Origin of the sequence: Gordonia paraffinivorans (genome assembly GCF_900683595.1) — a bacterium.
Lineage (GTDB): Bacteria > Actinomycetota > Actinomycetes > Mycobacteriales > Mycobacteriaceae > Gordonia > Gordonia paraffinivorans.
Genome location: NZ_CAACYD010000005.1, coordinates 608,220 through 634,069, shown reverse-complemented (window position 1 = coordinate 634,069; position 25,850 = coordinate 608,220). Strand labels below are relative to the sequence as shown.

General features: G+C 70.0%; 27 protein-coding genes. 15 read left to right on the top strand and 12 right to left on the bottom strand.

What is annotated here, in order from left to right:
* The first annotated feature begins 167 nt into the window (after positions 1-167).
* Positions 168-1,181: a TerC family protein gene (locus E1P53_RS05040; protein WP_131733633.1), complete on the top strand. Its 1,014-nt coding sequence runs from the start codon at positions 168-170 to the stop codon at positions 1,179-1,181.
* Here the strand turns inward: E1P53_RS05040 and E1P53_RS05035 are convergent.
* Positions 1,154-1,438 (bottom strand): YciI family protein, encoded by a 285-nt coding sequence (locus E1P53_RS05035; RefSeq protein ID WP_006899204.1) that lies wholly within the window; start codon positions 1,436-1,438, stop codon positions 1,154-1,156. The genes E1P53_RS05040 and E1P53_RS05035 overlap by 28 nt on opposite strands.
* A gap of 4 nt (positions 1,439-1,442) precedes the next feature.
* The gene (locus E1P53_RS05030) at positions 1,443-2,042 is read right to left on the bottom strand and encodes an amino-acid N-acetyltransferase (RefSeq protein ID WP_006899203.1); all 600 of its coding nucleotides are present in this window, start codon (positions 2,040-2,042) and stop codon (positions 1,443-1,445) included.
* A gap of 147 nt (positions 2,043-2,189) precedes the next feature.
* Between E1P53_RS05030 and pgsA the strand changes: the two genes are divergently transcribed.
* From pgsA to E1P53_RS04995, 7 genes are all read left to right on the top strand, one after another.
* A complete protein-coding gene (gene pgsA / locus E1P53_RS05025) occupies positions 2,190-2,987 on the top strand; it encodes a CDP-diacylglycerol--glycerol-3-phosphate 3-phosphatidyltransferase (protein WP_109237854.1) in 798 nt (265 codons plus the stop codon).
* A gap of 108 nt (positions 2,988-3,095) precedes the next feature.
* Positions 3,096-3,452, top strand: a complete 357-nt coding sequence (locus tag E1P53_RS05020) for a helix-turn-helix domain-containing protein (RefSeq protein ID WP_006899201.1) — start codon at positions 3,096-3,098, stop codon at positions 3,450-3,452.
* 118 nt (positions 3,453-3,570) lie between these two features.
* Positions 3,571-4,389: a phage shock protein PspA gene (gene pspA, locus E1P53_RS05015; protein WP_131733632.1), complete on the top strand. Its 819-nt coding sequence runs from the start codon at positions 3,571-3,573 to the stop codon at positions 4,387-4,389.
* Between the two features lie 3 nt (positions 4,390-4,392).
* Entirely contained in the window at positions 4,393-5,598 is a 1,206-nt protein-coding gene (locus tag E1P53_RS05010; protein ID WP_131733631.1) for a glycosyltransferase, read from the top strand.
* Complete coding sequence (locus E1P53_RS05005; RefSeq protein WP_006899197.1) at positions 5,589-5,783, top strand: DUF3046 domain-containing protein; 195 nt, start codon at positions 5,589-5,591, stop codon at positions 5,781-5,783. Before E1P53_RS05010 ends, E1P53_RS05005 begins: the two co-directional genes overlap by 10 nt.
* Before the next feature lie 239 nt (positions 5,784-6,022).
* Positions 6,023-7,066, top strand: coding sequence for a recombinase RecA (recA, locus tag E1P53_RS05000; RefSeq protein WP_006899196.1), 1,044 nt, complete (start codon positions 6,023-6,025; stop codon positions 7,064-7,066).
* An 8-nt stretch (positions 7,067-7,074) separates the two neighbouring features.
* Positions 7,075-7,614 (top strand): regulatory protein RecX, encoded by a 540-nt coding sequence (locus tag E1P53_RS04995; RefSeq protein WP_131733630.1) that lies wholly within the window; start codon positions 7,075-7,077, stop codon positions 7,612-7,614.
* A 39-nt stretch (positions 7,615-7,653) separates the two neighbouring features.
* On the opposite strand, the gene E1P53_RS04990 is transcribed toward E1P53_RS04995, so the two are convergent.
* Genes E1P53_RS04990 through E1P53_RS04975 form a run of 4 tightly spaced genes read right to left on the bottom strand, consistent with a single transcriptional unit; the run spans position 7,654 to position 10,949 of the window.
* Positions 7,654-8,535, bottom strand: coding sequence for an amino acid ABC transporter permease (locus tag E1P53_RS04990; RefSeq protein WP_131733629.1), 882 nt, complete (start codon positions 8,533-8,535; stop codon positions 7,654-7,656).
* Positions 8,532-9,209, bottom strand: a complete 678-nt coding sequence (locus E1P53_RS04985) for an amino acid ABC transporter permease (RefSeq protein WP_006899192.1) — start codon at positions 9,207-9,209, stop codon at positions 8,532-8,534. The genes E1P53_RS04990 and E1P53_RS04985 overlap by 4 nt, the downstream gene beginning before the upstream one ends.
* 13 nt (positions 9,210-9,222) lie before the next feature.
* The gene (locus E1P53_RS04980) at positions 9,223-10,215 is read right to left on the bottom strand and encodes a glutamate ABC transporter substrate-binding protein (RefSeq protein WP_131733628.1); all 993 of its coding nucleotides are present in this window, start codon (positions 10,213-10,215) and stop codon (positions 9,223-9,225) included.
* A 5-nt stretch (positions 10,216-10,220) separates the two neighbouring features.
* Entirely contained in the window at positions 10,221-10,949 is a 729-nt protein-coding gene (locus tag E1P53_RS04975) for an amino acid ABC transporter ATP-binding protein (RefSeq protein ID WP_165484400.1), read from the bottom strand.
* A 177-nt stretch (positions 10,950-11,126) separates the two neighbouring features.
* On the opposite strand from E1P53_RS04975, the gene miaB reads away from it, so the two are divergent.
* Both miaB and E1P53_RS04965 read left to right on the top strand, forming a co-directional pair.
* Positions 11,127-12,665, top strand: coding sequence for a tRNA (N6-isopentenyl adenosine(37)-C2)-methylthiotransferase MiaB (miaB, locus tag E1P53_RS04970; protein ID WP_006899189.1), 1,539 nt, complete (start codon positions 11,127-11,129; stop codon positions 12,663-12,665).
* 75 nt (positions 12,666-12,740) lie between these two features.
* A complete protein-coding gene (locus E1P53_RS04965) occupies positions 12,741-13,358 on the top strand; it encodes an Rv2732c family membrane protein (RefSeq protein ID WP_109237780.1) in 618 nt (205 codons plus the stop codon).
* 3 nt (positions 13,359-13,361) lie between these two features.
* Here E1P53_RS04965 and E1P53_RS04960 read toward each other — a convergent pair whose 3' ends face one another.
* On the bottom strand, positions 13,362-14,738 hold the full coding sequence (locus tag E1P53_RS04960; RefSeq protein ID WP_131733627.1) for a DUF349 domain-containing protein: 1,377 nt from the start codon (positions 14,736-14,738) through the stop codon (positions 13,362-13,364).
* Positions 14,739-14,927: 189 nt separating this feature from the next.
* On the opposite strand from E1P53_RS04960, the gene E1P53_RS04955 reads away from it, so the two are divergent.
* Genes E1P53_RS04955 through hflX form a run of 4 tightly spaced genes read left to right on the top strand, consistent with a single transcriptional unit; the run spans position 14,928 to position 18,978 of the window.
* Positions 14,928-15,659, top strand: coding sequence for a class III extradiol ring-cleavage dioxygenase family protein (locus E1P53_RS04955; protein ID WP_131733626.1), 732 nt, complete (start codon positions 14,928-14,930; stop codon positions 15,657-15,659).
* Entirely contained in the window at positions 15,656-16,576 is a 921-nt protein-coding gene (miaA, locus tag E1P53_RS04950; RefSeq protein ID WP_131733625.1) for a tRNA (adenosine(37)-N6)-dimethylallyltransferase MiaA, read from the top strand. Before E1P53_RS04955 ends, miaA begins: the two co-directional genes overlap by 4 nt.
* A 10-nt stretch (positions 16,577-16,586) precedes the next feature.
* On the top strand, positions 16,587-17,483 hold the full coding sequence (gene dapF, locus E1P53_RS04945; protein WP_131733624.1) for a diaminopimelate epimerase: 897 nt from the start codon (positions 16,587-16,589) through the stop codon (positions 17,481-17,483).
* A gap of 52 nt (positions 17,484-17,535) precedes the next feature.
* Positions 17,536-18,978 carry a GTPase HflX gene (gene hflX, locus E1P53_RS04940; protein WP_131733623.1) on the top strand — a complete coding sequence of 481 codons (1,443 nt, stop codon included), beginning with the start codon at positions 17,536-17,538 and terminating at the stop codon, positions 18,976-18,978.
* A 9-nt stretch (positions 18,979-18,987) separates the two neighbouring features.
* Here hflX and E1P53_RS04935 read toward each other — a convergent pair whose 3' ends face one another.
* The 4 genes from E1P53_RS04935 to E1P53_RS04920 all read right to left on the bottom strand — a co-directional run bounded on the left by E1P53_RS04935 (position 18,988) and on the right by E1P53_RS04920 (position 23,298).
* Complete coding sequence (locus E1P53_RS04935; protein WP_109237786.1) at positions 18,988-19,248, bottom strand: HPr family phosphocarrier protein; 261 nt, start codon at positions 19,246-19,248, stop codon at positions 18,988-18,990.
* A gap of 185 nt (positions 19,249-19,433) precedes the next feature.
* Complete coding sequence (locus E1P53_RS04930; RefSeq protein WP_131733622.1) at positions 19,434-21,554, bottom strand: PTS fructose transporter subunit IIABC; 2,121 nt, start codon at positions 21,552-21,554, stop codon at positions 19,434-19,436.
* Positions 21,551-22,531 (bottom strand): 1-phosphofructokinase, encoded by a 981-nt coding sequence (gene pfkB, locus E1P53_RS04925; RefSeq protein ID WP_131733621.1) that lies wholly within the window; start codon positions 22,529-22,531, stop codon positions 21,551-21,553. Before pfkB ends, E1P53_RS04930 begins: the two co-directional genes overlap by 4 nt.
* Positions 22,528-23,298 carry a DeoR/GlpR family DNA-binding transcription regulator gene (locus tag E1P53_RS04920; protein WP_131733620.1) on the bottom strand — a complete coding sequence of 257 codons (771 nt, stop codon included), beginning with the start codon at positions 23,296-23,298 and terminating at the stop codon, positions 22,528-22,530. Before E1P53_RS04920 ends, pfkB begins: the two co-directional genes overlap by 4 nt.
* 104 nt (positions 23,299-23,402) lie before the next feature.
* Here E1P53_RS04920 and E1P53_RS04915 point away from each other — a divergent pair, with 104 nt between their 5' ends.
* Entirely contained in the window at positions 23,403-25,103 is a 1,701-nt protein-coding gene (locus tag E1P53_RS04915) for a putative PEP-binding protein (RefSeq protein WP_131733619.1), read from the top strand.
* On the opposite strand, the gene lexA is transcribed toward E1P53_RS04915, so the two are convergent.
* Positions 25,087-25,794, bottom strand: a complete 708-nt coding sequence (gene lexA, locus E1P53_RS04910) for a transcriptional repressor LexA (protein WP_131733618.1) — start codon at positions 25,792-25,794, stop codon at positions 25,087-25,089. The genes E1P53_RS04915 and lexA overlap by 17 nt on opposite strands.
* Positions 25,795-25,850: the final 56 nt, after the last annotated feature.

Below are 25,850 nucleotides of genomic sequence, written 5' to 3'. Positions count from 1 at the left end.
GAGTATCCCCGACGCGGCGTCTCCGTCAATACGGTGCCGACCCGCGACGATCCCATGATCGTCGCCCGGCGCCCGGAGCGCCGGCCACCGATCCGCCCGCACGATGCGGGACCCGCGGTGGGAGAGACCTCTGGCTCGTCAGCTGATGCTGCTTGCCGGAGGCATTGATGGATGTTTCGTCGTTCGTGTGGCTGATCACCGTCGCGGTGATCCTCGGACTGTTCGTGTTCGACTTCTTCTCCCACGTGCGTGTTCCCCACGCCCCGTCGCTGCGGGAGTCCGCCGTCTGGTCGACGGTCTACATCTCGCTCGCCGTCGCGTTCGGCGTCTTCATCTGGTGGAAGTGGGGCGCGAGGTTCGGCGGGGAGTATCTCGCCGGCTACGTCACCGAGAAGGCCCTCTCGGTGGACAACCTGTTCGTGTTCGTCATCATCATGGCGCGCTTCGCGGTGCCGCCGGAGTACCAGCAGAAGGTACTGCTGCTCGGCATCGTGATGGCACTCGGCATGCGCGGCATCTTCATCGCCGTCGGCGCGGCCGCGATCAGCACCTACAGTTGGGTGTTCTACGTGTTCGGCGTGTTCCTGATCCTCACCGCGGTGAAGCTGATCCGCGAGAGCGACGACCCGGTGGCGCACGAGGAGCAACGGGAGAGCCGGCTCGAACGCGTCGTGCGGCGGTACCTGCGCACCCACGACGCCTACGACGGCGACAAGCTCCTCACCCGCGTGAACGGACGCCGCCTGGCCACCCCGATGCTCATGGTCCTCATCGTCATCGGCTTCACCGACGTGCTGTTCGCCCTCGACTCGATCCCCGCGATCTACGGACTGACCTCCGAGCCGTACCTGGTGTTCACCGCGAACGCGTTCGCCCTGATGGGTCTGCGCCAGCTGTACTTCCTGCTCGGCGGGCTCCTCGACCGGCTGGTCTACCTCTCGGTCGGGCTGTCGATCATCCTCGCGTTCATCGGCACCAAGTTGGTGCTCCACGCGCTGCACGAGAACACGCTGCCGTTCGTCAACGGCGGCGAGCACGTGAGCGTGCCGGAGATCTCCACGCCCGCGTCACTCGCGGTGATCGTCGGCGTCCTGGCGGTCACCACGGTCGCGAGTCTGGTCCGGAGCCGGCGACGTGCGTCCGAGCCCGCGGCTCACTCCGGAAACGGTCCGAAGACCTGAGTCCATTCGTCGATCTTCACCGCGTCGACCGCCTCGTGCGCCTGGAAGGGGTCGTTGGCGAGCAGCGCCTCGGCCGCGCCGAGATCGGCGGCCTTGACGATGATCAGCGCGCCCGATCCGTCCGGGTACGGCCCGGCGATCAGGACGTTGCCCGCCTTGTTCTCCTCGCCGAGCCAACGTCGGTGCTCGGGACGGTGCTCGTCGCGCAGCGCCGCCTTGGCCGGGCGGTAGGTGTACTGGACGGCGAAGAAGGGCATCGGGTCACTCCTGCGGATCGAGGTGGGCCAACATGCGCGTGTTGCCGAGCGTGTTGGGTTTGACGTAACTGAGGTCCAGGAACTCCGCGACACCGGTGTCGTAGGAGCGGCACATCTCCTCGTACACCTCTCGGGTGACCGGGGTCCCCTGGATCTCGCGGAAGCCGTGCCGGGCGAAGAAGCTGGTCTCGAAGGTCAGCACGAAGACCCGGGCGAGCTCCAGTTCGCGGGCCATGTCCATGAGGCGCCCGACGATCTTGTGTCCGATGCCGCGACCGGCGAACGCCGGGTCGACCGCGACCGTGCGCACCTCGCCGAGATCGGCCCACAGCACGTGCAGGGCGCCGCAGCCCACCACCAGCCCGTCGAGTTCGGCGACCCAGAACTCTTGCACCGACTCGTAGAGGGTGACGAGGTTCTTCTCCAGGAGGATCTTGCCGGCGTACTTGTCGATCAGCTCCTTGATCCGCGGGACGTCGGAGGTTCGTGCGCGTCGGACGACGACCTCGGGGCGGTTTGCCGCACCGGGGGTCGTGGTCGATTCGGGCGCAACGGGTTCCGGAACCCGGTCGGGTTCGTCGGACTCCGACGAGACGTTGGACATGGGAACTCACCTTAGTCCTGTGGCCGCTCCGCGTCCCACGCGTGTCGGCCCGGTTGTCCTCGCAGGCGGTACGGGCCGATACCCTGTGATCGTGCGTATGAGAATTCCCGTGTACCGCGGAGCCCGTCCGCGCCCGGGGGTGTGCTCATGACCGATCGCATCCGACGCGCCGTCGACGAGAACATCCGGCGACCCGTCGACGAGAAGGGCATCGCGAACGTCGGGCGCGAACCCGATCACATCACCGACCCGGTCGACCCGGTGCCGGTGGTGAACATCGCCAACGCGCTCACCGTTTTCCGCATCATCCTGGTGCCGGTGTTCCTGGTCGCGCTGTTCATCGACGACGGCGAGTCCACACTGTGGCGTTCGATCGCGACCGCGGTGTTCGCCCTCGCCGCGCTCACCGACCGCTACGACGGCCATCTGGCCCGCGAGCGCGGACTCATCACCGACTTCGGGAAGATGGCCGACCCGATCGCCGACAAGGCCCTGATCGGCGGTGCGCTCGTCGGGCTGTCGGTCCTCGGCATCCTGCCGTGGTGGGTCACCGCGGTCATCATCGCGCGCGAACTGTGGGTGACCGCGCTGCGCTTCTGGGTGCTGCGGCACAAGGTGATCCCCGCCAGCCGGGGCGGCAAGCTCAAGACGCTGCTGCAGTCGCTGGCCATCGGCATGTACCTGTTGCCGTTCGGCTCGGGCTGGCAGATCGCCGCGGGCGTGGTGATGGGCCTGGCGCTCGTCGTCACCGTCTACACCGGGCTGGACTACACCTGGCAGGCGATCCGCGTTCGCGCGGACGCGGGGGCGAAGCGAGCGGGTGCCGAGCAAGACGGCGCCGACGGGACCGCGGGAAAAGCGTCCGGCGACGCCGGATCCGCCGTGAGCGAACACGGCACCACATCGCCGCGACGGGCCGTCCGGGGAACCGGCGCGGGTCGCTGAGTTCGACTACTGTCGCAACCAACCGCGGTACGGGAACGATCCGACCGCGCGAGGCGTTTGCTGTGGAGATGTCAGCGAACGTTTCGCCGCCCAGGGAGAGGAGACTCGATGGCGATGCTCTTACGTGAGGCGCTCGGTGAGAGCCTGCGTCGGGTCCGCACGCAGCAGGGCCGGACCCTGCGCGAGGTCTCGACCGGTGCTCGCGTCAGCCTCGGATACCTCTCCGAGGTCGAGCGCGGTCAGAAGGAGGCGTCGAGCGAGCTGCTCGCCGCCATCTGCGACGCGCTCGACGTCGAGATCGCGGATCTGCTCCTCGACGTCGGCAACGCGATGCGTCCGGAAGAGACCATGCGTCCTGCCGAGCCCGTCGCCGCGGAGGCCGCCGATGCGGCTCTGAGCGCCACCAAGGTCGTCATCCCGGCTCCGTCGGGTCATCGCGAGACGGCCGCACTCGCCGCCGCCTGAACGACTTGCGGCGCGTGAGTGGTCCAGCAGGGAACCCGTAACCGATAGATTGGTCGCAGAGTTCTCTCGTAAACCGGTGTTGTTTTCTCGCATACCCCTGAATGGAGTGACGTAGAGCATGGCGAACCCGTTCGTGAAGTTGTGGAACTACCTCAAGGCCCTCGGCAACGCGAAGATCGACGAACACGCCGATCCCAAGATCCAGATCCAGCAGGCGATCGAGGAGGCCCAGCGCCAGCACCAGGCGCTGTCGCAGCAGGCCGCGTCGGTGATCGGCAACCAGCGCCAGCTCGAGATGAAGCTCAACCGGCAGCTCGAGGAGGTCGAGCGGCTGCAGGCCAACACCCGCCAGGCCCTCACCCTCGCCGACCAGGCGACCGCCGCCGGTGACACCCAGAAGGCCACGGAGTACACCAACGCCGCGGAGGCCTTCGCCGCCCAGCTGGTGACCGCCGAGCAGAGCGTCGAGGACCTCAAGACCCTCCACGACCAGTCCCTCCAGGCCGCCGAACAGGCCAAGAAGGCGGTCGAGCGCAACGCCATGATCCTCCAGCAGAAGCTCGCCGAGCGCTCCAAGCTGCTCAGCCAGCTCGAGCAGGCCAAGATGCAGGAGCAGGTCAGCGCGTCGCTGAACCAGATGAGCGAGCTGGCCGTGCCGGGCAACACCCCCAGCCTGGACCAGGTCCGCGAGAAGATCGAACGCCGCTACGCCAACGCCCTCGGCTCGGCCGAGCTGGCCAAGAACTCCGTCCAGGGCCGCATGGCCGAGGTGGAGCAGGCCAGCGTCCAGATGGCCGGCCATTCGCGTCTCGAGCAGATCCGCGCCAGCATGCGCGGCGAGCTGCCGTCGTCTGCCGGTGCCGCCACGCCGCCGCTGCAGAAGGGCGAGCCCGCCACCCAGACCCCGCCGGCCACCGAGCCGCCTGCGCAGAACTGATACGTGCATGTAGCACTCGTCGCGGGTTCGGACGCCGGGCACGCGTTCCCGGCGTTCGCCCTCGCCGAGCGATTCGCTGCCGCCGGTCACCGGGCGACCGTCTACACCGGTCTGAACTGGGCTCACGCAGCTCGTCGCCGCGGGATCGACATCGCCGAGCTCCCGGGCCTGGCGGCCGTCGACACCGACGACGACGCCGACGCGGGCGCCAAACTCAGCGTCCGGGCGGCGCGCATGGCGCAGCAGCTGGCACCGGTCCTGTCCGCCACCGGCGTCGACCTCGTCGTCTCTGACGTCCTCACCGTGTGCGGGGGATGGGCCGCGCAGATGTGCGGCCTGCCGTGGCTCGAGTTGTCGCCGCATCCGCTCTACCTGCCGTCGCGCGGGTTGCCCCCGATCGGCTCGGGCCTCGCGCCCGGCATCGGCCTGCGCGGCCGCCTGCGCGACGCGGCGATGCGGGCCGCCACCGCCTCCTCCATCCGCCGGGGCGAGCGCCAGCGTGCCGCCGCGCGGACGACGGTCGGCCTGCCCGCCGCCGACCCCGGGCCCGACGCCCGCCTGGTCGCCACCCTTCCGGGTCTCGAGGTGCCTCGACCCGACTGGCCTGCCGACACCCACCTCGTCGGGCCGCTGACGTGGGAGCCGACCGACGATCTGTTCACCCGGCCCGCCGGGGACGGCCCGCTCGTCGTCCTCGCCCCGTCGACCGCTCGGACCGGGGAAGCGGAGATGGTCGCGGTGGCGCTCGAGGCGCTCTCCGAGCCGGTTCTCGGCCGGTCCGTGCGCGTCGTGGTGTCCGGGCTGCAGCGGCCGTCCGCCGACGATCTCGCACGCTTCGGCGACGCCGAACGGGTGGTGGCGGGCCTCGGGCGCCAGGACGAGATCCTCGCCGACGCCGCCGTCCTGATCTGCGGCTCCGGGCACGGGATTCTCGCCAAGGCGATGACCGCCGGCGTCCCGGTGGTCGCGGTTCCTGGGGGCGGCGACCAGTGGGAGCTCGCGAACCGCGTGCACCGCGCAGGCGCCGGCCGGTATGTGCGTCCGCTCACCGTCGATGGGGTCGCCGCCGCCGTCCGCGCGGTCCTCGACGACCCGGGTTTCGCGCGGTCGGCGCGCGCCGTCGGCGCCAGCGGAGCCGACACCGTCGACCCGATGACCGTGGCCCGGAGGGTGTGGACCGACCGCGTTAGGGTGGGGCGGTGCGCCTGACCGAGTTCAACGAGCTGATGACCACCGAATTCGGTGTGACCAGGGCGGATTCGATCCTCGTCGACCACGTGCTCACCGAGTTCGCCGGCCGCACCGGCGCCCAGGCGATCGAGGACGGCGTCGATCCGCGCGACGTCTGGGTGGCGATCTGCCGCGACTTCGACGTGCCTCGCGAGCGCTGGTGACACGCCGCGTGTCACGCTTGCGATCGAACAGGTGTTCGTTCATGCTGAAGACCAGACGGAACCGCGCGGGCGCCCGCTGCGTCTGAAGGTTCGCCCGGCTCGCGTCCGGCAGATGTCCGGGACGCGTCCCGGCGAGGGGTCCGTTGATTGTCGGACCCTCCCGATACCTTGCAGACATGAACGCCCGGACCACACCGACCACCCGCCGGAAAACCGGCTCACAACCGAGGAGAACTCCCATGGCAGCTGCGCCCCAAGACCGTGAGAAGGCCCTCGATCTGGCCCTCGCGCAGATCGACAAGAGCTTCGGCAAGGGGTCGGTGATGCGGCTCGGCGAGGAGACCCGCCAGCCGATCGAGATCATCCCGACCGGGTCCATCGCCCTCGACGTCGCCCTCGGCATCGGTGGTCTGCCCCGCGGCCGCGTCGTGGAGATCTACGGTCCGGAGTCCTCGGGTAAGACCACCGTCGCCCTCCACGCCGTCGCCAACGCGCAGGCCCAGGGCGGGATCGCGGCGTTCATCGATGCCGAGCACGCGCTCGATCCGGACTACGCCGCCAAGCTCGGCGTCGACACCGACGCCCTCCTCGTGTCCCAGCCCGACACCGGTGAGCAGGCCCTCGAGATCGCCGACATGCTGATCCGCTCGGGCGCGCTCGACATCCTGGTGGTCGACTCGGTGGCCGCGCTCGTGCCCAAGGCCGAGATCGAGGGTGAGATGGGCGACAGCCACGTGGGTCTGCAGGCCCGCCTGATGAGCCAGGCGCTGCGCAAGATGACCTCGGCGCTGAACCAGTCGAAGACCACCGCGATCTTCATCAACCAGCTGCGCGAGAAGATCGGCGTGATGTTCGGTTCCCCCGAGACCACCACGGGCGGCAAGGCCCTCAAGTTCTACTCGTCGGTGCGTCTGGACGTCCGCCGGATCGAGACCCTCAAGGACGGCACCGAGGCGGTCGGCAACCGCACCCGCGTCAAGGTCGTCAAGAACAAGGTCGCCCCGCCCTTCAAGCAGGCCGAGTTCGACATCCTCTACGGTCACGGAATCTCCAAGGAGGGCTCGCTGATCGACATGGGTGTCGCCGAGGGCTTCATCCGCAAGTCCGGCTCGTGGTTCACCTACGAGGGCGATCAGCTGGGCCAGGGCAAGGAGAACGCCCGCAAGTTCCTGATCGAGAACACCGACATCCGCGACGAGATCGAGAAGAAGATCAAGGAGAAGCTGGGCATCGGGCCGACCGTCGACGCCGACGACATCGCCCCGGCGCCGGTCGAGTTCTAAGGCGGACATTGAACGACACACCGGACCCCGAGCAGACGCAGAGGCGTCGGGAGGCAGCTCCCGACCGCAAGGGACCCAGCGCATGGGATTCCGCGCTACGATTGCTCGGGGTCCGAGCGCGTTCCCGGCAGGAAATGCGTGAACGTCTGACGCGCAAGGGATTCGACGCGGACACCGTCGACGAGGTGATGGCCCGTCTCGACCGGCATCAGCTCCTCGACGACTCCGACTTCGCCGCCGAGTGGGTCCGCTCGCGCCACCAGAATTCCGGCAAGGGGCGAGTGGCGCTCAAACACGAGCTGCGCAACAAGGGAATCGCGGAGTCGATCATCACCGAGGCGCTCGGCGACATCGACCCCGACGACGAACGCGAGATCGCCGCGCAGCTCGTCGCGCGCAAGCTCACCCCAACGGTCGTCGAACGGATAGCCGCCGACCGCGCCGAGCGGGACAAGACGATGCGACGCCTCGTCGGGTTCCTCGTCAGGCGCGGTTACCCGCAGTCGATGGCCTTCGACGTGGTGGCCGAGGCGCTCAGGGGCCTGTAAGGGGCCTGAGCGCCCCGGCCCGCGTCACACGGGTTCCCGTCAGAGAAGGTTCTCGGAGGCGGCGAGTTCGGCCTTCTCCGGATCGGCCGGCGGGGCCGACGAGCGGCTTCCCTGGCGCAGCCGTCGCTCGACGACGGTCGCCAGCTTCGACAGCCCGAAGTTGATCAGGATCATGATCGCCGCCACCACGATGAGCGCCGGGATGTAGTTGCCGTACCGCGATGCCGACAGCAGGCCGCTTCGAACGACCTCCGAGTAGCCGATGATGTAGCCCAGCGCGGAGTCCTTCAGCGCCACCACCATCTGCGAGATCAGGGCCGGCATCATCGCCGTGATCGCCTGCGGCAGGAGCACGAGACGCATCATCTGCGACTTGCGCAGGCCCAGCGACAGCGACGCCTCGGTCTGGCCCTTCGGCAGCGAGTTGATGCCGGACCGCAGGATCTCGGCCATCACCGAGCCGTTGTAGAGCGTCAGTCCCGTGACGACGGCGGCGAACGCCAGCATCGAGGACGGGAAGATGCCGTAGATGGCGAACAGGAACCAGGTGAACACCATCAGGATCAGCACCGGGATGGCGCGGAACACCTCGACGAAGAAGCTGGCGACCGCTCGAACCCACAGGTGTTCCGACAGTCGTCCGATGCCGAGGATCGCACCGAGCAGCAGTGACAGCACGATGGACACCGCGGCCGCGGCGAGGGTCCGCCACAGGCCGGGCAGGATGTAGCCCGTCCAGGTCGACCAGGTGACGAACGGACTCCACTTCTCGGCGGTGAACTGCTCGTTGGAGGCGAGCACCGCGATCACATAGACCAGGGCCGCGACGAGCAGTCCGATGAAGACGACCGCCGTGATGCGGTTGCGCGCTCGTGCGCGGGGTCCCGGGGCGTCGTAGAGAACGGTTGATTCGGCGCTCATCGCTTCACCGCCAGTCGCTTGGCGAGGTAGCCGAACACGGCCCCCTCGGTGAGGGTGATGATCATGAAGCCCACGGCGATCACGCCGAAGATCACGAACAATTGGTCGGAGAAGGTCTCGATCTCGGTCTTCATCAGCGCCGCGGCCTCCGCGACACCGATCACCGAGGCGATCGTGGTGTTCTTGGTCAGGGCGATCAGCACGCTGCCCAGCGGCCCGATCACCGACCGGATCGCCTGCGGGAGCACGATGATCCCGAACACCTGCGTGAACGACATGCCCAACGACCGGGCCGCCTCGGCCTGGCCCAGCGGCACGGTGTTGAAACCGGACCGCAGCGTCTCGCACACGAAGGTGGACGTGTAGAGCACGAACGCCAGGACCGCCAGCCAGAAGTTGTTCGACTTGATCGTCGGGGCGAAGGTCAGGCCCAGGTTCTGGTAGAGGCCGATCGCGCAGAACAGCACGACCAGCGTCAGCGGCGTGTTACGGACGACGTTGACGTAGACGGTGGCGAAGCCGCGCATCACCGGGACGGGTGAGACCCGCATGGCGGCCAGGATCGTGCCCCAGATCAGGGAGCCGATCGCGGAGTAGAAGGTCAGCTGGATGGTGACCCAGAAGGCCGGCCACAGCTGCGGCCCCATGCTGTCCCACAGAGAGACGTCGTTCATCCGTTCTCTCCTCTCACTTCAGCCCGGCCGGGCACGGCGTCGACGTCGAATCGAGGAACTCGAGGTCGCCGGGGTCGGGCAGGTACGGGAACTTCGAATCGGGCTCGTCGGCGCGCGCGATGATCTCGTCGACGTAGGTGTCGCCGAGGTTGTCGCGCAGCGCCTTGTTCCAGGCGGACTCGCCGCCGTCGACCGGGGTGAGCATCTCGTCGAGTGCCTTGTTGATCGCCTCGACCGACGCCTCGTCCCCGAGTGCCACGCCGACGCCGTAGCGCTCGGTCGAGAACGGGCTGCCCGCCGTCTTCAGGGCGTCCTTCACGCAGGCGTTCTTCAGGTAGGTCATCGTGACGAGCTTGAACTCGCCCTTCCAGAAGTTCGAGTAGCCGGCGAGGATCGCCTCGTCGGTGGTGAGGGCGTCGACCTTGCCGCGGCGCAGCGCCTCCACGCATGCCGAGTAGGAGTCGTACTCCTGCAGCTGGACGGTGGGCAGCTGGGCCTTGACGTTCTGCGCCGACGTCGACCCGGTGACCGAGCAGAGCTTCTTGCCGTTGTCGAGATCCTCGAGCTGTGTGATCGAGTTGTCGTCGGCGCGGACCATCAGGCCCTGGTAGGTCTGCAGGTACGGGCCGCCGAAGGAGACCTTCTTCGCCCGGGCGGAGGTGATCGAGTAGGTGGCGGCGATCAGGTCGACCTCGCCGTTGTCGATCATTGCCTCACGGCGTGCCGAGGGCGTCTCGCGCCAGGTGACCTTCGGGTGGTCGACGCCGAGCTGGTCGGCAATGTGGTTGACCACGTAGCGCGCGACCGTCGCGTCGAAGCCGGTGACGTTGCCGTTCGGCTCGTACAGGCCGAGACCGGGCTGGTCGAACTTGACGCCGAGGATGACGTTCCCGTCGCGGACCGAGTCCAGCAGGTTGCGCGGATCGGTGCTGCCGCAGCCGGTCAGCAGACCTGCGAACAGCGCGCCGACGGCCAGGATCACGAGCGCGGTGCGTGTGCTCCTCATGTGCATCAGTGCCCCAGGATCTTGCTGAGGAAGTCGCGGGCGCGGTCGGACTCCGGGGAGGTGAAGAAGGTGTCGGGATCGGAGTCCTCGACGATCGCGCCGTCGGCCATGAAGATCACCCGGTCGGCGGCCTTGCGGGCGAAGCCCATCTCGTGGGTGACGACGAGCATCGTCATGCCCTCTTTGGCGAGGGACACCATGACGTCGAGGACCTCGTTGACCATCTCCGGGTCGAGGGCTGACGTCGGCTCGTCGAACAGCATGATCTTCGGGTCCATCGCCAGTGAGCGCGCGATGGCGACGCGCTGCTGCTGTCCGCCCGACAGCTGGGCGGGGTACTTGTCCTTCTGGCTGGCGATGCCGACTCGCTCGAGGAGTTCGAGCGCGCGCTTGTTCGCCTCGTCCTTCGACTTCTTGCGCACCTTGGTCGGGGCGAGGGTGACGTTCTCCAGGATCGTCTTGTGGGAGAACAGGTTGAACGACTGGAACACCATGCCCACGTCGGCGCGCAGTCGGGCGAGGTCCTTGCCTTCCGAGGGGAGCAGCTCACCCTGGATGCGGATCTCGCCGGCATCGATGGGTTCGAGACGGTTGATGGTGCGACAGAGGGTCGACTTGCCCGACCCGGACGGCCCGAGGACGACCACGACCTGTCCGGCCGGGACCTCGAGGTCGATGTCTTTGAGAACGTGCAGCGAGCCGAAGTGCTTCTGCACCCCGCGCATCGAGATCATCGGCTGGGACCCGGGGTCCGCGGACTTGCTCGGCGAAACGGTCATTCTGGCACCCTAACGAAAAAATGTGTCCCCGCCTGGTGTGGGTCACTCCGGTGAGTCGCCGGACGGTGTGACAGACTGGGCGCGCGAGGCGATTTGCGTCGGCCCCGTACCCTGGTAGGAGTGAGTATCGAGTTGTCGGACAGGCCTGACGAGGCCGCATCGACCCCACACCCCCGCAGCTACCAGGTCCGGACCTACGGCTGCCAGATGAACGTCCACGACTCCGAGCGCATCGCCGGCCTGCTCGAGGACGCGGGGTACGTGCGGGCCGACGACGATGCCGACGCCGATCTCGTGGTGTTCAACACCTGCGCGATCCGCGAGAACGCCGACAACAAGCTCTACGGAAACCTGTCGCATCTCGCGCCGGTCAAGTCGCGCCGTCCCGGCATGCAGATCGCGGTCGGCGGCTGCCTCGCGCAGAAGGACAAGGACGCCGTCATCGCCAAGGCGCCGTGGGTCGACGTGGTGTTCGGCACGCACAACATCGGCTCGCTGCCGGCCCTCCTCGAACGCGCCCGCCACAACGAGGAGGCGCAGGTCGAGATCCTCGACTCGCTCGAGCGCTTCCCGTCGACGCTGCCCGCCAAGCGGGAGTCGGCCTACTCGGGGTGGGTGTCGGTGTCGGTGGGCTGCAACAACACCTGCACGTTCTGCATCGTCCCGTCGTTGCGCGGCAAGGAGGTCGACCGCCGTCCCGGCGACGTGCTGGCCGAGGTGCAGGCGCTCGTCGACCAGGGCGTGCTCGAGGTGACGCTGCTCGGCCAGAACGTCAACGCCTACGGCATGTCCTTCGCCGACCCGGACCAGCCCCGCAACCGCGGCGCGTTCGCCGAGCTCCTGCGGGCCTGCGGCGACATCGAGGGTCTCGAGCGCGTCCGGTTCACCTCGCCGCATCCGGCGGAGTTCACCGACGATGTCATCGAGGCCATGGCCGAGACCCCGAACGTGTGCCCCCAGCTGCACATGCCGCTGCAATCGGGCTCCGACCGCATCCTGCGCGCCATGCGACGCAGCTACCGCCAGACCAAGTTCCTCGGCATCCTCGACAAGGTCCGCGCGGCGATGCCGCACGCGGCGATCACCACCGACATCATCGTCGGGTTCCCGGGGGAGACCGAGGAGGACTTCCAGGCGACCCTCGACGTCGTCGAGCGCGCGCGCTTCTCCTCGGCGTTCACCTTCCAGTACTCGCCGCGCCCCGGCACCCCGGCCGCCACGATGCCCGATCAGGTCCCGCCGGACGTCGTCGGCGAGCGGTACCAGCGGCTCATCGCGCTGCAGGAGCGGATCTGCCTGTCGGAGAACCAGGCCCTGGTCGGCAACGAGGTGGAACTTCTCGTCGTCGCCGACGAGGGACGCAAGTCCGCGAAGACCCGGCGCATGACCGGCCGTGCCCGCGACGGCCGGCTCGTGCACTTCACACCCGGTGACGCCGGGTCGGCGATCCGGCCCGGCGACATCGTGCACACCGTGCTGACCGACGCCGCGCCGCACCATCTGATCGCCGATGCCGGGATCCGTTCGCACCGTCGTACGCGTGCCGGCGACTCCTTCGAGCAGAGCCGCACCCCGACGACCCCGCCGGTCGGCGTGGGCCTCGGCCTGCCGGGCATCGGTGCGCCGCCGCCCGTCCCGGCGGCGGACGCCGGTTGCGGCACCTGCGGCTGAGCAGACCGACGAGGTCGGACGAGACCCGACCGGCGACGTGACCTCACGACTCACAACACGAATCGAGGCGATGACATGTCCGAGACCCCGGACCGCAACCCGGGCGACCGCAGCGACGAGGCGTTCAAGGCGTACGAGCGTGACCTGAGGAAGGCCGAGCGGAAGGTCGCCGGCGAGATCGACCCGGGCGCACGCGCGCTCGTCGTCGCGGTCGCGGTGCTGGTGGCGATGGTGTCGCTCGTTCTCCCGCACACCGGATCGGTGTCCGGCCTCGACGTGCTGGCCTACACCGAGTCGGCCGAGGCCGAGCGCGTCACCATCGTCTCGCGCATCTTCGTCTGGCTGGTGGCGCTGTTCGGCATCGTGGCGTCGATGCTCGCGCTGGTGACCCGGCGCTGGGTGCTGGCGTGGGTCGCCTTGTGCGGCTGCGCTATCGCCTGCGTCGCCGGGATGCTCGCCTGGTGGTCGCGCAACACCCCGGGTATCGGCGGCGTCGAGCCGCCGTCGGGCGTCGGCATCGGCCTGATCCTGGGCTGGGTCGCGGTGTTCGTGCTCACCTTCCACTGGTCGCGCGTGGTGTGGGCACGGTCGTCGTACCAGCTCGCGATGGAGGCCGAGCGCCGTCGGCAGGCCGCCGAGCAGGAGGCCTACGCGACGGCGCTCTACAAGAAGAACCCCGACGCCGACGCGTAGTCCTCAGCGGTCGGAGATGGCGCTCTGCGCCGCCTCCGCCCACTCGCGCCACTGCGCGGCCTGCTCACGCAGCTTCGCGGCGTCGCGGTCCTTGCCGCGTTCGGCCGCCTTGCGGGCCTGCTCCTCGAGCTGATCGGCGCGTTCGGCGAACTGGGCCGCGCGTGCCTGCGCCTCCGGATCGGTGCGCTGCCACTGCGCCTCCTCGGCGTCGCGGATGCGCTTCTCGAGCGCCCGCGCGCGATTCTCGAGGGCGTGCATCTGGTCCCGCGGGACCTTCCCGATCTCGTCCCAGCGATCGCGGAACGCGCGGAACTCGCGCCGGGCGGCGTCGAGGTCGGACTCGGGGTCGATCGCTTTCTCCGCGGCCTCGAGCAGCTCGATCTTGGCCTTGGCGTTCGCCTGGTACTCGGCGTCGCGCTCGGACGTGGCGGCGTTGCGCGCGCTGAAGAAGACATCCTGGGCGGCCTTGAACCGCTGCCAGAGCGCCTCGTCGGTGTCGCGCGGCGCACGGCCGGCGGCCTTCCACTCCTGCAGCAGCTCGCGGAACCTCGCCGAGGTGGGGCCCCAGTCCGTCGAACTCGACAGCTCCTCGGCCTGCTTGATGAGCGCCTCCTTGCGCTCCTTGGCCCCGGCGCGCTCCCGGTCGAGCTCGGCGAAGTGGGCGCCGCGACGGCGGTTGAACGCGTCGCGCGCCTTCGCGTAGCGCTTCCACAGGGCGTCGTCGGTCTTGCGGTCGACGCCCTTGATCGACTTCCACTCGTCGAGGATCTCCCGCAGCCGGTCGCCGGCGTGCTTCCAGTTGGTCGCCTCGGCGCCGATCTTCTCGGCCTCGGCCGCGAGCTCCTCCTTGCGGGCGATCGCGGCGGCGCGGGCCTTCTCGCGTTCGGCCTTGATCGACTCGGCGACCTCGTCGGCGCTGCCGACGATCGCCTCGAGACGCCGCTGGAGGGCGGCGACGTCGCCGATGACGTGGGCGTTGGGGAGGTCGGCGAGCAGGTGCTTGGCGGCGGCCTGCGCCTTGCGGGGATCGCCGGACCGCGCGGTCAGCCGCTCCTCGAGGACCTCGACCTCGGTCGCGAGATCCTCGAAGCGCCGTGCGAAGTGGGCGAGACCCTCCTCGACGGTGCCGGCCTGCCACGACCCGATCTCGCGCTCGCCGTCAGCGGTCTTCAGCCAGACGACGCCCGACTCGTCGATGCGGCCCCAGCGGTGGGGGTCGCCGGCGCTGATGTGGTTGATGACGGGCTCGTGGGCGCCCGGCCGCGGGCCGGGCTTGGGACGAGGCCCGGGCTTGGGACGGGACCCGGGGGTCGTCGGCGTGCCGGTGCCGGCGGGGTCGGTGCCCTGGGTTGCCGGGGACGGGTCGATCGGGTTGGTCATGTGCGTGTCCTGCCGCTCAAGGTGCCGCGCGTCACGGCTGCCGGTCGCTGGGGTCGATTCTCGCGGGGCATCGTATCGTCCCCGCGATAGCCGACAGTACGGATCCATTCAAGCAGTTCAGGCCCGTGCATGTGGCGTGCGCGCCGACTCGGCGGGTCCGCGCCGACCGCCGTCGACTAGCGTCGTGGTGTGCTTGCGGTCGTCGTGTTCGTGCCGAGTGCTCCGTTGCTGGTACCCGAGTTGGCCGGTCCGGCCGCGTTCGACACCGAACCGGTGCGGGCCGCGGTCGACGACGTCGTCGGCGACGGGCGCGCCGCCGGGGCCGATCGCTGGATTCTGGTCGGCGCCTCGGACGACCCGGCGACCGGCGTCGTGCAGGAGTCCGGATCTGGTGGGTTCGGGCGTTTCGGCGTCGACGTGCGCGTCCGCCTCCACGACGGCACCGGTCCGCGCATGAGCCTGTCCGCTCTGATCGGGGCGTGGCTGCGCGAGCGCGGCGGACTGGACCCGATGGAACCGCTCATCGTCGGCCGCGACACCGCGCCCGGGGACTGCGCGACGCTCGGAGCGGGTCTCGGGCAGGGACTGCGCGACTGTGCCGACCGGGTCGGGCTGCTCGTGGTGGGCGACGGTTCGTTCGCGCTGACGCCGAAGTCGCCCGGCGGGGAACGCCGCGAGTCCGCGGTCGCACTCAACGACGCGATCGTGGCGGCGGTCGGCGACGCCGACACCCGGACGCTGGCCGCACTCGATCCGCAGGCGTGCGCCGCCGAGGGCGTCGCCGGGCGGGTGGCCTGGCAGGTCGCCGCCGCCGCGGTGGAGCAGGCGGGCCGGCTCGTGGTGGCGAAGACCCGGTACGCCGACGCGCCGTTCGGCGTCGGCTACATCGCCGCCACCTGGACCCTCGACGACCGCTCATGAGGCCGATCGCGGTCGTGGGCCCGACGGCCTGCGGGAAATCCGACCTCGCCCTCGACCTCGCCGAACGCCTCGGCGGGGAGATCGTCAACATCGACGCGATGCAGCAGTACCGCGGCATGGACATCGGCACGGCCAAGGTCCCGGAGACCGAGCGGCGCGGCATCCCGCACCACCAGATCGACGTCCTCGACGTCACCGAGGTGGCCACGGTCGCCCGCTACCAGCAGGCCGCCACCGCCGATGTCGAGCGGCTGCTGGCCGCCGGCCGGGTCCCCGTCATCGTCGGCGGGTCGATGATGTACATCCAGGGCCTGCTCGACAACTGGCAGTTCCCGGCCACCGATCCGCTGGTGCGCGCCCGCTACGAGGAGATGCTCGCCGAGCGTGGAGTGGCGGCGATGCACGAGCTGCTGAAGGAGGTCGACCCGGCCGCGGCGTCGACGATCCTGCCGACCGACGGCCGGCGTATCGTGCGGGCGCTCGAGGTCGTCGAACTGACCGGGCGGCCGTTCGCCGCGTCGCAGCCGCAGATCGGCGAACCCCGGTGGGGGACGGTGATCCTCGCGCTGGACCGGGACACGGCCGAACTCGACGAGCGGATCCGGCTGCGGACGCGGCTGATGTTCTCCACCGGCCTCGTCGACGAGGTGGAGGCGCTGTGCGAGAAGGGGTTGCGCGACGGGCGCACCGCCTCGCAGGCGATCGGTTACAAGCAGGTGCTCGCCGCGCTCGACGGGGAGTACGACCTCGACCAGGCCGAGGAGCTCACCTTCATCGGGACCCGCCGCTATGTGCGCCGGCAGCGGTCGTGGTTCCGGCGCGACCACCGCGCGATCTGGCTCGACGCCGGCGCGCCGGGGCTGCTCGACCGCGCCCTCGAAGCGGCCGACCCCGAGAAGCGAGACACCGAGAAGTAACCTGGACGGCGTGACTTCGGATTCGACAGGCCTGCGGTTCGTCAAGGGGCACGGCACCCAGAACGACTTCGTCGTGCTCGAGGACCCGGCGGCCGAGCTGGACCTCGACCCGGGCCTCGTCGCCGCGCTCTGCGACCGTCAGCGGGGGATCGGTGCCGACGGCCTGCTCCGGGTGGCCCGGTCGGGCGCGCTCGTCGAGCGCGGCGTCCTGCCCGCTCTGCCCGAGGGCGTGGCCGCCGACGACTGGTTCATGGACTACCGCAATGCGGACGGGTCGATCGCCGAGATGTGCGGCAACGGCGTCCGCGTGTTCGCCCACCATGTCCGCGCGGCCGGCCTCGTCGACGCCGACACCTTCACCGTCGGCTCGCGCGCCGGCGCACGGCCGGTGATCATCCACTCCTTCGACGCCACACGCGCGGAGGTCACCGTCGAGATGGGCCGCGCGCGCCTCGAGGGCACCTCGGTCGTGCGCATCGGCGCCGACGCCTACACCGGCGCCAAGGTCGACGTCGGCAACCCGCACCTGGCCTGCGTCGTGGAGGGACTCACCGCGGAGGGACTCGCCGCGGTCGATTTCTCTGCGGGCGTAACCATCGATGCCGGCGACTTCCCGAACGGCGCCAACGTGGAGCTGCTCACCCCGCCGTCCGAGGACGCCGACGGCGGCCTGTACGCCCGGATGCGGGTCTTCGAACGCGGCGTCGGGGAGACCCGCAGCTGCGGAACGGGCCTGGTCGCGGCCACCCGGGCGGCGCTCGACGCACGCGGGCAGGCCACCGGCGCACTCCGCATCGGGATTCCCGGCGGCGAGGTCACCGTCACGATCCGGGAGGACGGGGCGACCCTGCGCGGACCGTCGATGCTCGTCGCCGACGGCGTCCTGCGGCCCAGCTGGGACCGCTGAGCACGATATTCAGGTGCCCGCCGACCCCGCGGCGTGAGACCATGGATCACGTATGACCGAATCATCTGCACAGATCCTCTCCGCCGAAGACCTCGACGAGCGTCCGGACGACGCCCCGACCGTCGGCGAACTCCAACTCTCCGAGCGCGCCTCGCTGCAACGCGTCGCCGGACTCTCCACCGAACTCACCGACGTCACTGAGGTCGAGTACCGGCAGCTGCGCCTCGAGAAGGTGGTGCTCGTCGGTGTCTGGACCGAGGGCACGGCCGCCGCGGCCAAGGCGAACATGGCCGAACTCGCGGCCCTCGCCGAGACCGCCGGCTCCCAGGTACTCGACGCGGTGATCCAGCGTCGGTCCAAACCCGACCCGGCCACCTACATCGGCTCCGGCAAGGCCGACGAGCTGAGCGAGATCGTGCTCTCCAGCGGTGCCGACACCGTCGTCTGCGACGGCGAGCTGACCCCGGCGCAGCTGACGGCGCTGGAGAAGGTCGTGAAGGTGAAGGTCATCGACCGCACCGCGCTGATCCTCGACATCTTCGCCCAGCACGCCTCCTCGCGAGAGGGCAAGGCGCAGGTCTCGCTCGCGCAGATGGAGTACATGCTCCCGCGCCTGCGCGGCTGGGGCGAGTCGATGTCCCGGCAGGCCGGCGGTCGCGCCGGCAGCAACGGCGGCGTGGGGCTGCGTGGTCCCGGTGAGACCAAGATCGAGACCGACCGTCGCCGCATCCGCGAGCGGATGGCCAAGCTGCGACGCGAGATCCGCGACATGAAGAAGGCCCGCACCACCAAGCGGGCGGCGCGCAACCGGTCGTCGATCCCGTCGATCACGGTGGCCGGTTACACCAACGCCGGCAAGTCGAGCCTCGTCAACGCGATGACCGGGGCCGGCGTGCTCGTCCAGGACGCGCTGTTCGCGACCCTCGATCCCACCACGCGCCGCGCCACGCTCGACGACGGCCGCGCGGTGGTCTTCACCGACACCGTCGGATTCGTGCGGCACCTGCCGACCCAGCTCGTCGAGGCGTTTCGGTCCACGCTGGAGGAGGTAGTCGACGCCGACCTGCTGCTGCACGTGGTCGACGGTTCCGATCCGTTCCCGATGGACCAGATCTCCGCGGTGCGTCAGGTGATCAACGAGATCGTCGCCGAGGAGGGCGTCGACGCGCCGCCGGAACTGTTGGTGATCAACAAGATCGACGCGATCGACGGCAATCGGCTCACCGAGCTGCGCGGCGCGGTGGGCGCAGACGCGGTGTTCGTGTCGGCCCGCACCGGGGAGGGACTGCCCGAGCTGTTCGACCGCATCCGCGAATTCGTCGGACGCAGCGACGTGGAACTAACGATCTGCGTGCCGTTCTCGCGCGGGGACCTTGTCTCCCGCGTGCACTCCGAGGGTGAGGTGCTGGACTCCGAGCACACCGAGACCGGAACCACGATGACGGTCCGGGTCCCCGCGTCGCTGGCGGGTGAGCTGGCCCCGTTGCGGGTCTAGCCTCCGTCCTCAGTCCGCGTCGAGATCGGTCTCGATGAGCTCGACGACCTTGTCGAGCGCGGCCTGATCGTCGGCGGTCACCACGACCCTGGTGCCCTTCTCGGCGCCGAGGGTCATGATCATCAGCGCAGAGCCCGCATCGACCGGCTCGGAGCCCTCGAGGGCGAGGGTCACGGTGCTACCGGTGCCGGTGACGGCCTCGGCGATGATCGTGGCCGGACGCGCGTGCAGACCGATCGCGGACGCGACGGTGGCGATGGTGCTGGGCATGGTGCCTCCTGTATGGGGTCGTTCTGTGCGGGGTCTTTGTGTGGGTCGTTGTACGGCCGTGTCGTCGGGGTTCTGTGGGGGCTGTTCGTGGCGGATCGTTCGGTGCGGATCGTTCGGTGCGGATCGTTCGGTGCGGATCGTCCGGCGCGGATCGTCCGGCGCGGACCGGGCGCGCGGGTCGACCTTCAGACTGCCAGGGCCTGCACGTCGGCCCGGGTGAGCTCACGGGTCCGGCCGAACTGCTTCGCCGCGATCACCACGATCGCGCTGAGCAGGGTTCCGGCGGCCAGGGCGACGAGGAACAGCACCCAGTTGTTCATGGCGAAGAAGACGAAGATGCCGCCGTGCGGGGCGCGCAACTCCACACCGAAGGCCATGATGAGCGCACCGGAGAGCGCGCCACCGGCCATCATCGACGGGATGACCCGGAACGGGTCGACCGCGGCGAACGGGATGGCGCCCTCGGAGATGAACGACGCGCCGAGGAGCCAGGCGGCCTTGCCGTTCTCGCGCTCGGGCTCGGTGAACAGGCCCGGTCGCAGCACCGTGGCCAGTGCCAGTGCGAGCGGCGGGACCATACCGGCGCACATGACCGCGGCCATGATCTGGAGCTGCGCGGGACCTGCGGTCGCGGCGTCGGCGATACCGGCGATGGCGAACAGGTAGGCGGTCTTGTTGACCGGCCCGCCCAGGTCGAAGCACATCATCAGGCCGAGCACGATGCCCAACACGATCGCCGACCCACCGGACATCGACTCCAGCCCGGAGTTCATCTGCTCGGTCAGCCACGCAAGCGGCTTGCCGAGCACCATGTAGAGCAGACCGCCGACGACGATGCTGCCGAACAGCGGGATCACCACAACCGGCATCAGCCCTCGCGACCATTGCGGTACCGGCAATCGCGAGATCCACAGGCACACCGCGCCGGCGATGAGACCGCCGATCAGCGCGCCGATGAAGCTCGCGCCGACCGCCAGGGACACGATGCCCGCGACGAAACCCGGAGCGATACCGGGCCGGTCGGCGATGGCGAACGAGATGTACCCGGCGAGGACCGGGACCGCCAGACCCATCACCCCCGAGCCGATCGCGAAGCTCACCGCGCCGAGGTACTGCAGGAGACCGCCGGACGGCAGATCCCAGAGGCTGTTGTTGAGCGCGATGTAGGCCGCGTCGTCGAGTGAACCACCGGCGTCGAGCGTGGTGTTGGCGATCTCGTAGCCGGCCAGCAGGAAGCCGAGGGCGATCAGCAGACCTCCGGCCGCGACGAACGGGATCATGTAGCTGACACCGGTCATCAGCGCCTGCCGGGTTCGGGCCGCGAGACCCGTGCCCGTGCCGCCGGCCGTGGCGGGCGCATCCACCCCCGACACTTCACCGCACCCCTCGACGACGCGTGCCGCGTTCGGATTCCTTGCCGCTGCAACGGCTTCCGCGATCATGGCGTCGGGCTCGTTGATCGCCCGCTTCACGCCGGAGGAGATGACCGGCTTGCCGTGGAAGCGGCCGCGATCCTTCACCCCGATGTCGGTGGCGAAGATGATCGCGTCCGCGGCGTCGATCTGCGCCGGGTCGAACGGCGTGGTCGCCGACGATCCCTGCGTCTCGACAGCGAGTTCGACGCCCGCGCGCTCGGCCGCGTACTTGAGCGCGTCGGCCGCCATGTAGGTGTGCGCGATCCCGGTGGGACATGCGGTGATCGCGAGGAGGCGCGGCCTGGTGGCCTCCTCGGGCGCCGCGGCGGACACCGTCGGCGTGGGAGACTCCTCCGGAGCCCTCGCGGGGGTCTTCTCCGGGGTCTTCTGCAGGGCCTCGTCGGGCGCCTTGTCCGGGGTGGTCTTCTTCGACGCGCCGGGATCGGTCGCCTCGGTCACCAGCTCGATGACCCGTTCGGCCGTCTCCGCCTCCCGCAGTGCTGCGACGAACTCCGGCCGCACCAGCGCACGGGCCAGCGAACTCAGCAGCTTCATGTGCTCGGCGGCGCCGCCCTCGGGTGCCGCGATGAGGAAGACGAGATCGGCGGGGCCGTCGGGGGCGCCGAAGTCGACCTTCCGGGACAGCCTCGCCATCGCGAGACCCGCCGCTGTCACCGACGCGGTGCGCGCATGCGGGATCGCGATGCCGCCGGGAAGCCCGGTGGCGGACTTGGCCTCCCGCTCGAGCGCCGCGCGGGCCAGGTCGGCAGGGTCGGTCGTCCGCCCGGCCGCGCCGAGCGCATCGCTGAGGGCGGTGATGACGGCGGCGGGATCGGCGCCGGCGTCGACGTCGAGACTCACCGTCTGCGCGGTGATGATTCGCTCGGTCATGACATGTCCTTCGCGGGGGATGGGGTGGGGCTGCAGAACTCGGTCACGGTGACCCCGGCCGGGTTCAGCTGGTCGGGCGTCGGGGATGCGGTGCCGGCGAGTGCGGCGGCCGCCGACCCGTAGGCGACGGCGTGACGCAGGCAGTCGGGCGCCGGCGCTCCGGATGATTGTGCGATGAGGTATCCGGCGAGCGAGGAGTCCCCGGCACCGACCGTGCTGCGCGGCGTGACCGGCGGCGGGGTGGCGATCCAGGTGCCGGCCCGGGTGACCAGTACGGCGCCACGGGCGCCGAGGGTGGCCAGGACGTTCCCGCCGATCTGCTCGACCAGTGTCGACGCGGCATCCACCACGGGCCCGAGATCATTGCGCGACAACGCCGCTCGGAACACGGCCGGATCGGTGCCGGTGAGCTCGGCGAGTTCGTCCTCGTTCGGCTTGATCAGGTCGAGTCGGCCGGCGGCCGCGGCGCGCAACGGTTCGCCGGAGGTGTCGACGGCGACGCGGCACCCTGCGGTCATCAGCGCGTCGGCGATGCGGCGATACCAGTCGTGCGGCACGCCCGGTGGCAGTGAACCGCAGAGGGTGACCCAGGCCGCGCCCTCGGCGTGGGTTCGGATCAGCGTGGTGAGCTCGTCGAGCTGTTCCGGCGTGAGCGGTACACCGGGGGCGTTCACCTTGGTGGTCGTGCCGTCGGACTCGGCGATGGTGACGTTCGAACGCACCTCGTCGTCGACGGAAACTGCGTCGTATGGGAGCCCGAGGTCGTCGAGGGCGGCGAGCAGCGGGTCGCCGGGACGCGCGGGGAGTAGCGCACAGGTCGCCAGCCCCGCCGTCGCGACGGTGCGGGACACATTGACTCCCTTGCCGCCCGGCTGCGCCCGGACGACTCCCGCGCGCTGGACCTCGCCGCGACGCAGGGGCCCGCCGAGCTCGAGAGTGCGGTCGAGGCTCGGATTGGCGGTGACGGTCAGGATCACGCGATCACGACCTCGATGCCGCGTGCGGACAGCGCGGCCGAGAACTGCGGGTCGATCCCGGAATCTGTGACGAGGACGTCGATGTCGTCGACGGTCGCGAACCCGGAGAGCTCCTCGCGGCCCATCTTCGAGCTGTCGGCGAGCACGATGACCCGCTGTGCCGCGGCGACCATCGCGGACTTCACCGCCGCCTCGTCGGGGTCCGGAGTGGATAGTCCGTGCGCTTCGGTGAGGCCGTTGGTGCCGACGAACGCGGTGGTGATCCGCATCCGGGACAGTGCGGCCACGGTCTGCGCGCCCACGGTCGCCTGGGTCAGGCCGCGCACGCGGCCCCCGAGTGCGTGCAGGCCGTCGACGTGGCGGGCGGCGAGCAGGCCGGCGATGGGCAGGCTGTTGGTGATGAGGGTCAGTGTGCGATCGCGGGGCAGTGCCTCGGCCGCGCGATAGGTCGTGGTGCCGGCGTCGAACAGGACCGATCCGCCGTCGGGTGGGAGAAAGGACATCGCGGCACGACCGATCGCGGCCTTCTCCTCGGTCTGGGCGGTCTCCCGCTCGGCGACGCCGAGTTCTGCGACGACACGCATCACCTCGGGGCGGACGGCCCCGCCGTGCACGCGCTGCACGTGTCCCGCCTTCTCGAGAACCGCGAGGTCGCGACGAACGGTCTCGCTGGTCACATCGAACTTCGCGGCGAGCTCGGCCACCGATGCCCGGCCCGCGACGCGAACCTCGTCGGCGATGGCCTGTTGTCTCTCCTCGGCGTACACGCTGCTCCGATCTGATGTGGGGTCGTGTTGGTTTCGGTGTTGATGTGATTCTGTTTACGCTTGTTTGTGTTGACAAGTCAAGGCGTTTTTGTAAGCGTGGTCACATGACGCAGACACTGACAGGCACCCCGGTCGTCGGTGGCGTGGCCTACGGCCCCGCGCTCTGGCCGGGGGTGCGGCCCGATTACTCCGCCGAGGCGCTCGGTTCGACCAGCGAGGTGCCGGAGGATCGTCGAGCGGACGAGGTCGAACGGTTCGCCCGCGCCGCAGCTGTCGTGGCCGCACGCCTGCGTGACCGGGCGTCACAGAACACCGGCGCGGCCGCCGAGGTGCTCGCCGCGACGGCAGCGCTCGCAGAGGACCGCGGCTGGGTCGGTGCGGCGACGAAGCTCGTCGAGAAGGGGGTGAGCGCACCGGCGGCGGCCGCGGCCGCAACCGAACAGTTCGCCGCGGTGTTCAGCAGGATGGGCGGCCTGATGGCCGAACGCGTCACCGACCTCAACGACGTCCGCGACCGCGTCGTCGCCGAACTTCTCGGCCTGCCGGAGCCCGGCGTCCCGACGCCGGACGTCCCGTCGGTGCTGCTCGCCGATGATCTCGCGCCCGCCGACACCGCGGGTCTCGACCCCGCCACGACCATCGCGCTGGTGACCCGTCTCGGCGGCCCCACCAGTCACACCGCGATCATCGCGCGCCAGCTCGGGATCCCGTGTGTCGTCGCCGTGCCCGGACTCGGCGCGATCGACGTGGGCACACCGGTTCTCGTCGACGGGACCGCGGGAGAGGTCGTCGTCGCCCCCGACGCCGCGGAGGCGCAGGAGAGGGTCACGGCACATCGACGTCGCGCCGCGCGGATCGCGGGCTGGACCGGACCCGGCCGCACCGCCGACGGCGTCGAGGTCGCCGTCCTGGCCAACGTCGCAGACGGCGCGTCGGCCCGCGCCGCGACGGCGCATCCCGTCGAAGGGGTGGGCCTGTTCCGCACCGAACTAGCCTTTCTCGGACGCGCCGACGAGCCGTCGGTCGACGACCAGGCCGCCATCTACCGCGAGGTCTTCGACGCGTTCGCCGGCCGGAAGGTGGTCGTGCGCACCCTCGACGCAGGCTCGGACAAGCCGCTGCGGTTCGTCGACCACCCGGACGAGGCCAACCCGGCCCTCGGTGTGCGCGGTGATCGGATCGCGTTGGCGCACCCGGAGGTCCGTGAACGCCAGCTCGACGCGATAGCACAGGCGGCGCGGGAGACCGGGAGCCGGCCGTGGGTGATGGCGCCGATGATCGCCTCGCCGGCCGAGGCCGCGGCCTTCGCGGCGCGGGTACGCGCGCGCGACCTCGTCGCCGGGGTCATGGTCGAGGTGCCCGCCGCGGCGATCCTCGCGCCCGCGATCCTCGCCGAGGTCGACTTCGTGTCGATCGGCACCAATGACCTCACGCAGTACACGATGGCCGCCGACCGGATGTCGGCCGACCTCTCCGCCCTCACCGACCCGTGGCAACCCGCGGTACTGCACCTCGTCGCGGCGGTCGCGAAAGCCGGTCGCGCCCTGGGTAAACCGGTGGGCGTCTGCGGCGAGGCGGCGGCCGACCCGGCTCTGGCGTGCGTCCTGGTGGGTCTCGGCGTCACCTCGCTGTCGAGTGCCCCGGCCGCGTCCGCGGCCGTCGGCGCCGCACTCGGCGAGGTCACTCTCACCGCATGTGAGAACGCGGCGGCCGCTGCGCTGGCCACCACCGATCCGGCTGCGGCCCGCGCGGCGGCCGCCGCGGTGCTCGGAAGTGAACCCGAGGGTGTCAGATCCGCCGGATGACGGTGACGACCTTGCCCAGGATGACGGCGTCGTCACCGGGGATCGGGTCGAACAACTCGTTGTGCGGCATCAGCCACACATGACCCTTCTGGCGCTTGAACGTCTTGACCGTGGCCTCGCCGTCGATCATCGCGGCCACGATGTCGCCGTTGTCGGCCACGTTCTGCTGACGGACCACGACCCAGTCGCCGTCGCAGATCGCCGCGTCGATCATCGACTCGCCGACGACCTTGAGCAGGAACAGCGATCCCTCGCCGACGAGTTCGCGGGGGAGCGGGAAGACGTCCTCGACGGCCTCCTCGGCGAGGATCGGGCCGCCGGCGGCGATCCGGCCGAGGACCGGGACGAAGGTCGGCTCGGGGAGCGGCTCGCCGTTGGGGGAGGTCGGGGTCGGAGGCTCGTTCGGGGCTATGTTGACCGCGCGCGGACGGTTGGCGTCGCGCTTGAGGAGTCCCTTGCGCTCGAGCGTGCGCAACTGGTGGGCCACCGAGGAGGTGGAGGTGAGGCCGACCGCGTCGCCGATCTCCCGGATGCTCGGCGGGTAGCCGCGCTCGCGCACCGACTTGCGGATCACCTCGAGGACGCCACGCTGACGCGGCGTGAGGGAGGCCTCCGCAGCCGCGATGTCCTCGGGGCTGACGGGCTCGTCGGCGCCCCGCGGTGGAGTGCGCTTACCGCCGTCATCGCTCATGGTCGGGTTCCTCTCGATTCCGAACGTGCTGGTAGATGGCTTCGACTGGGGACGAG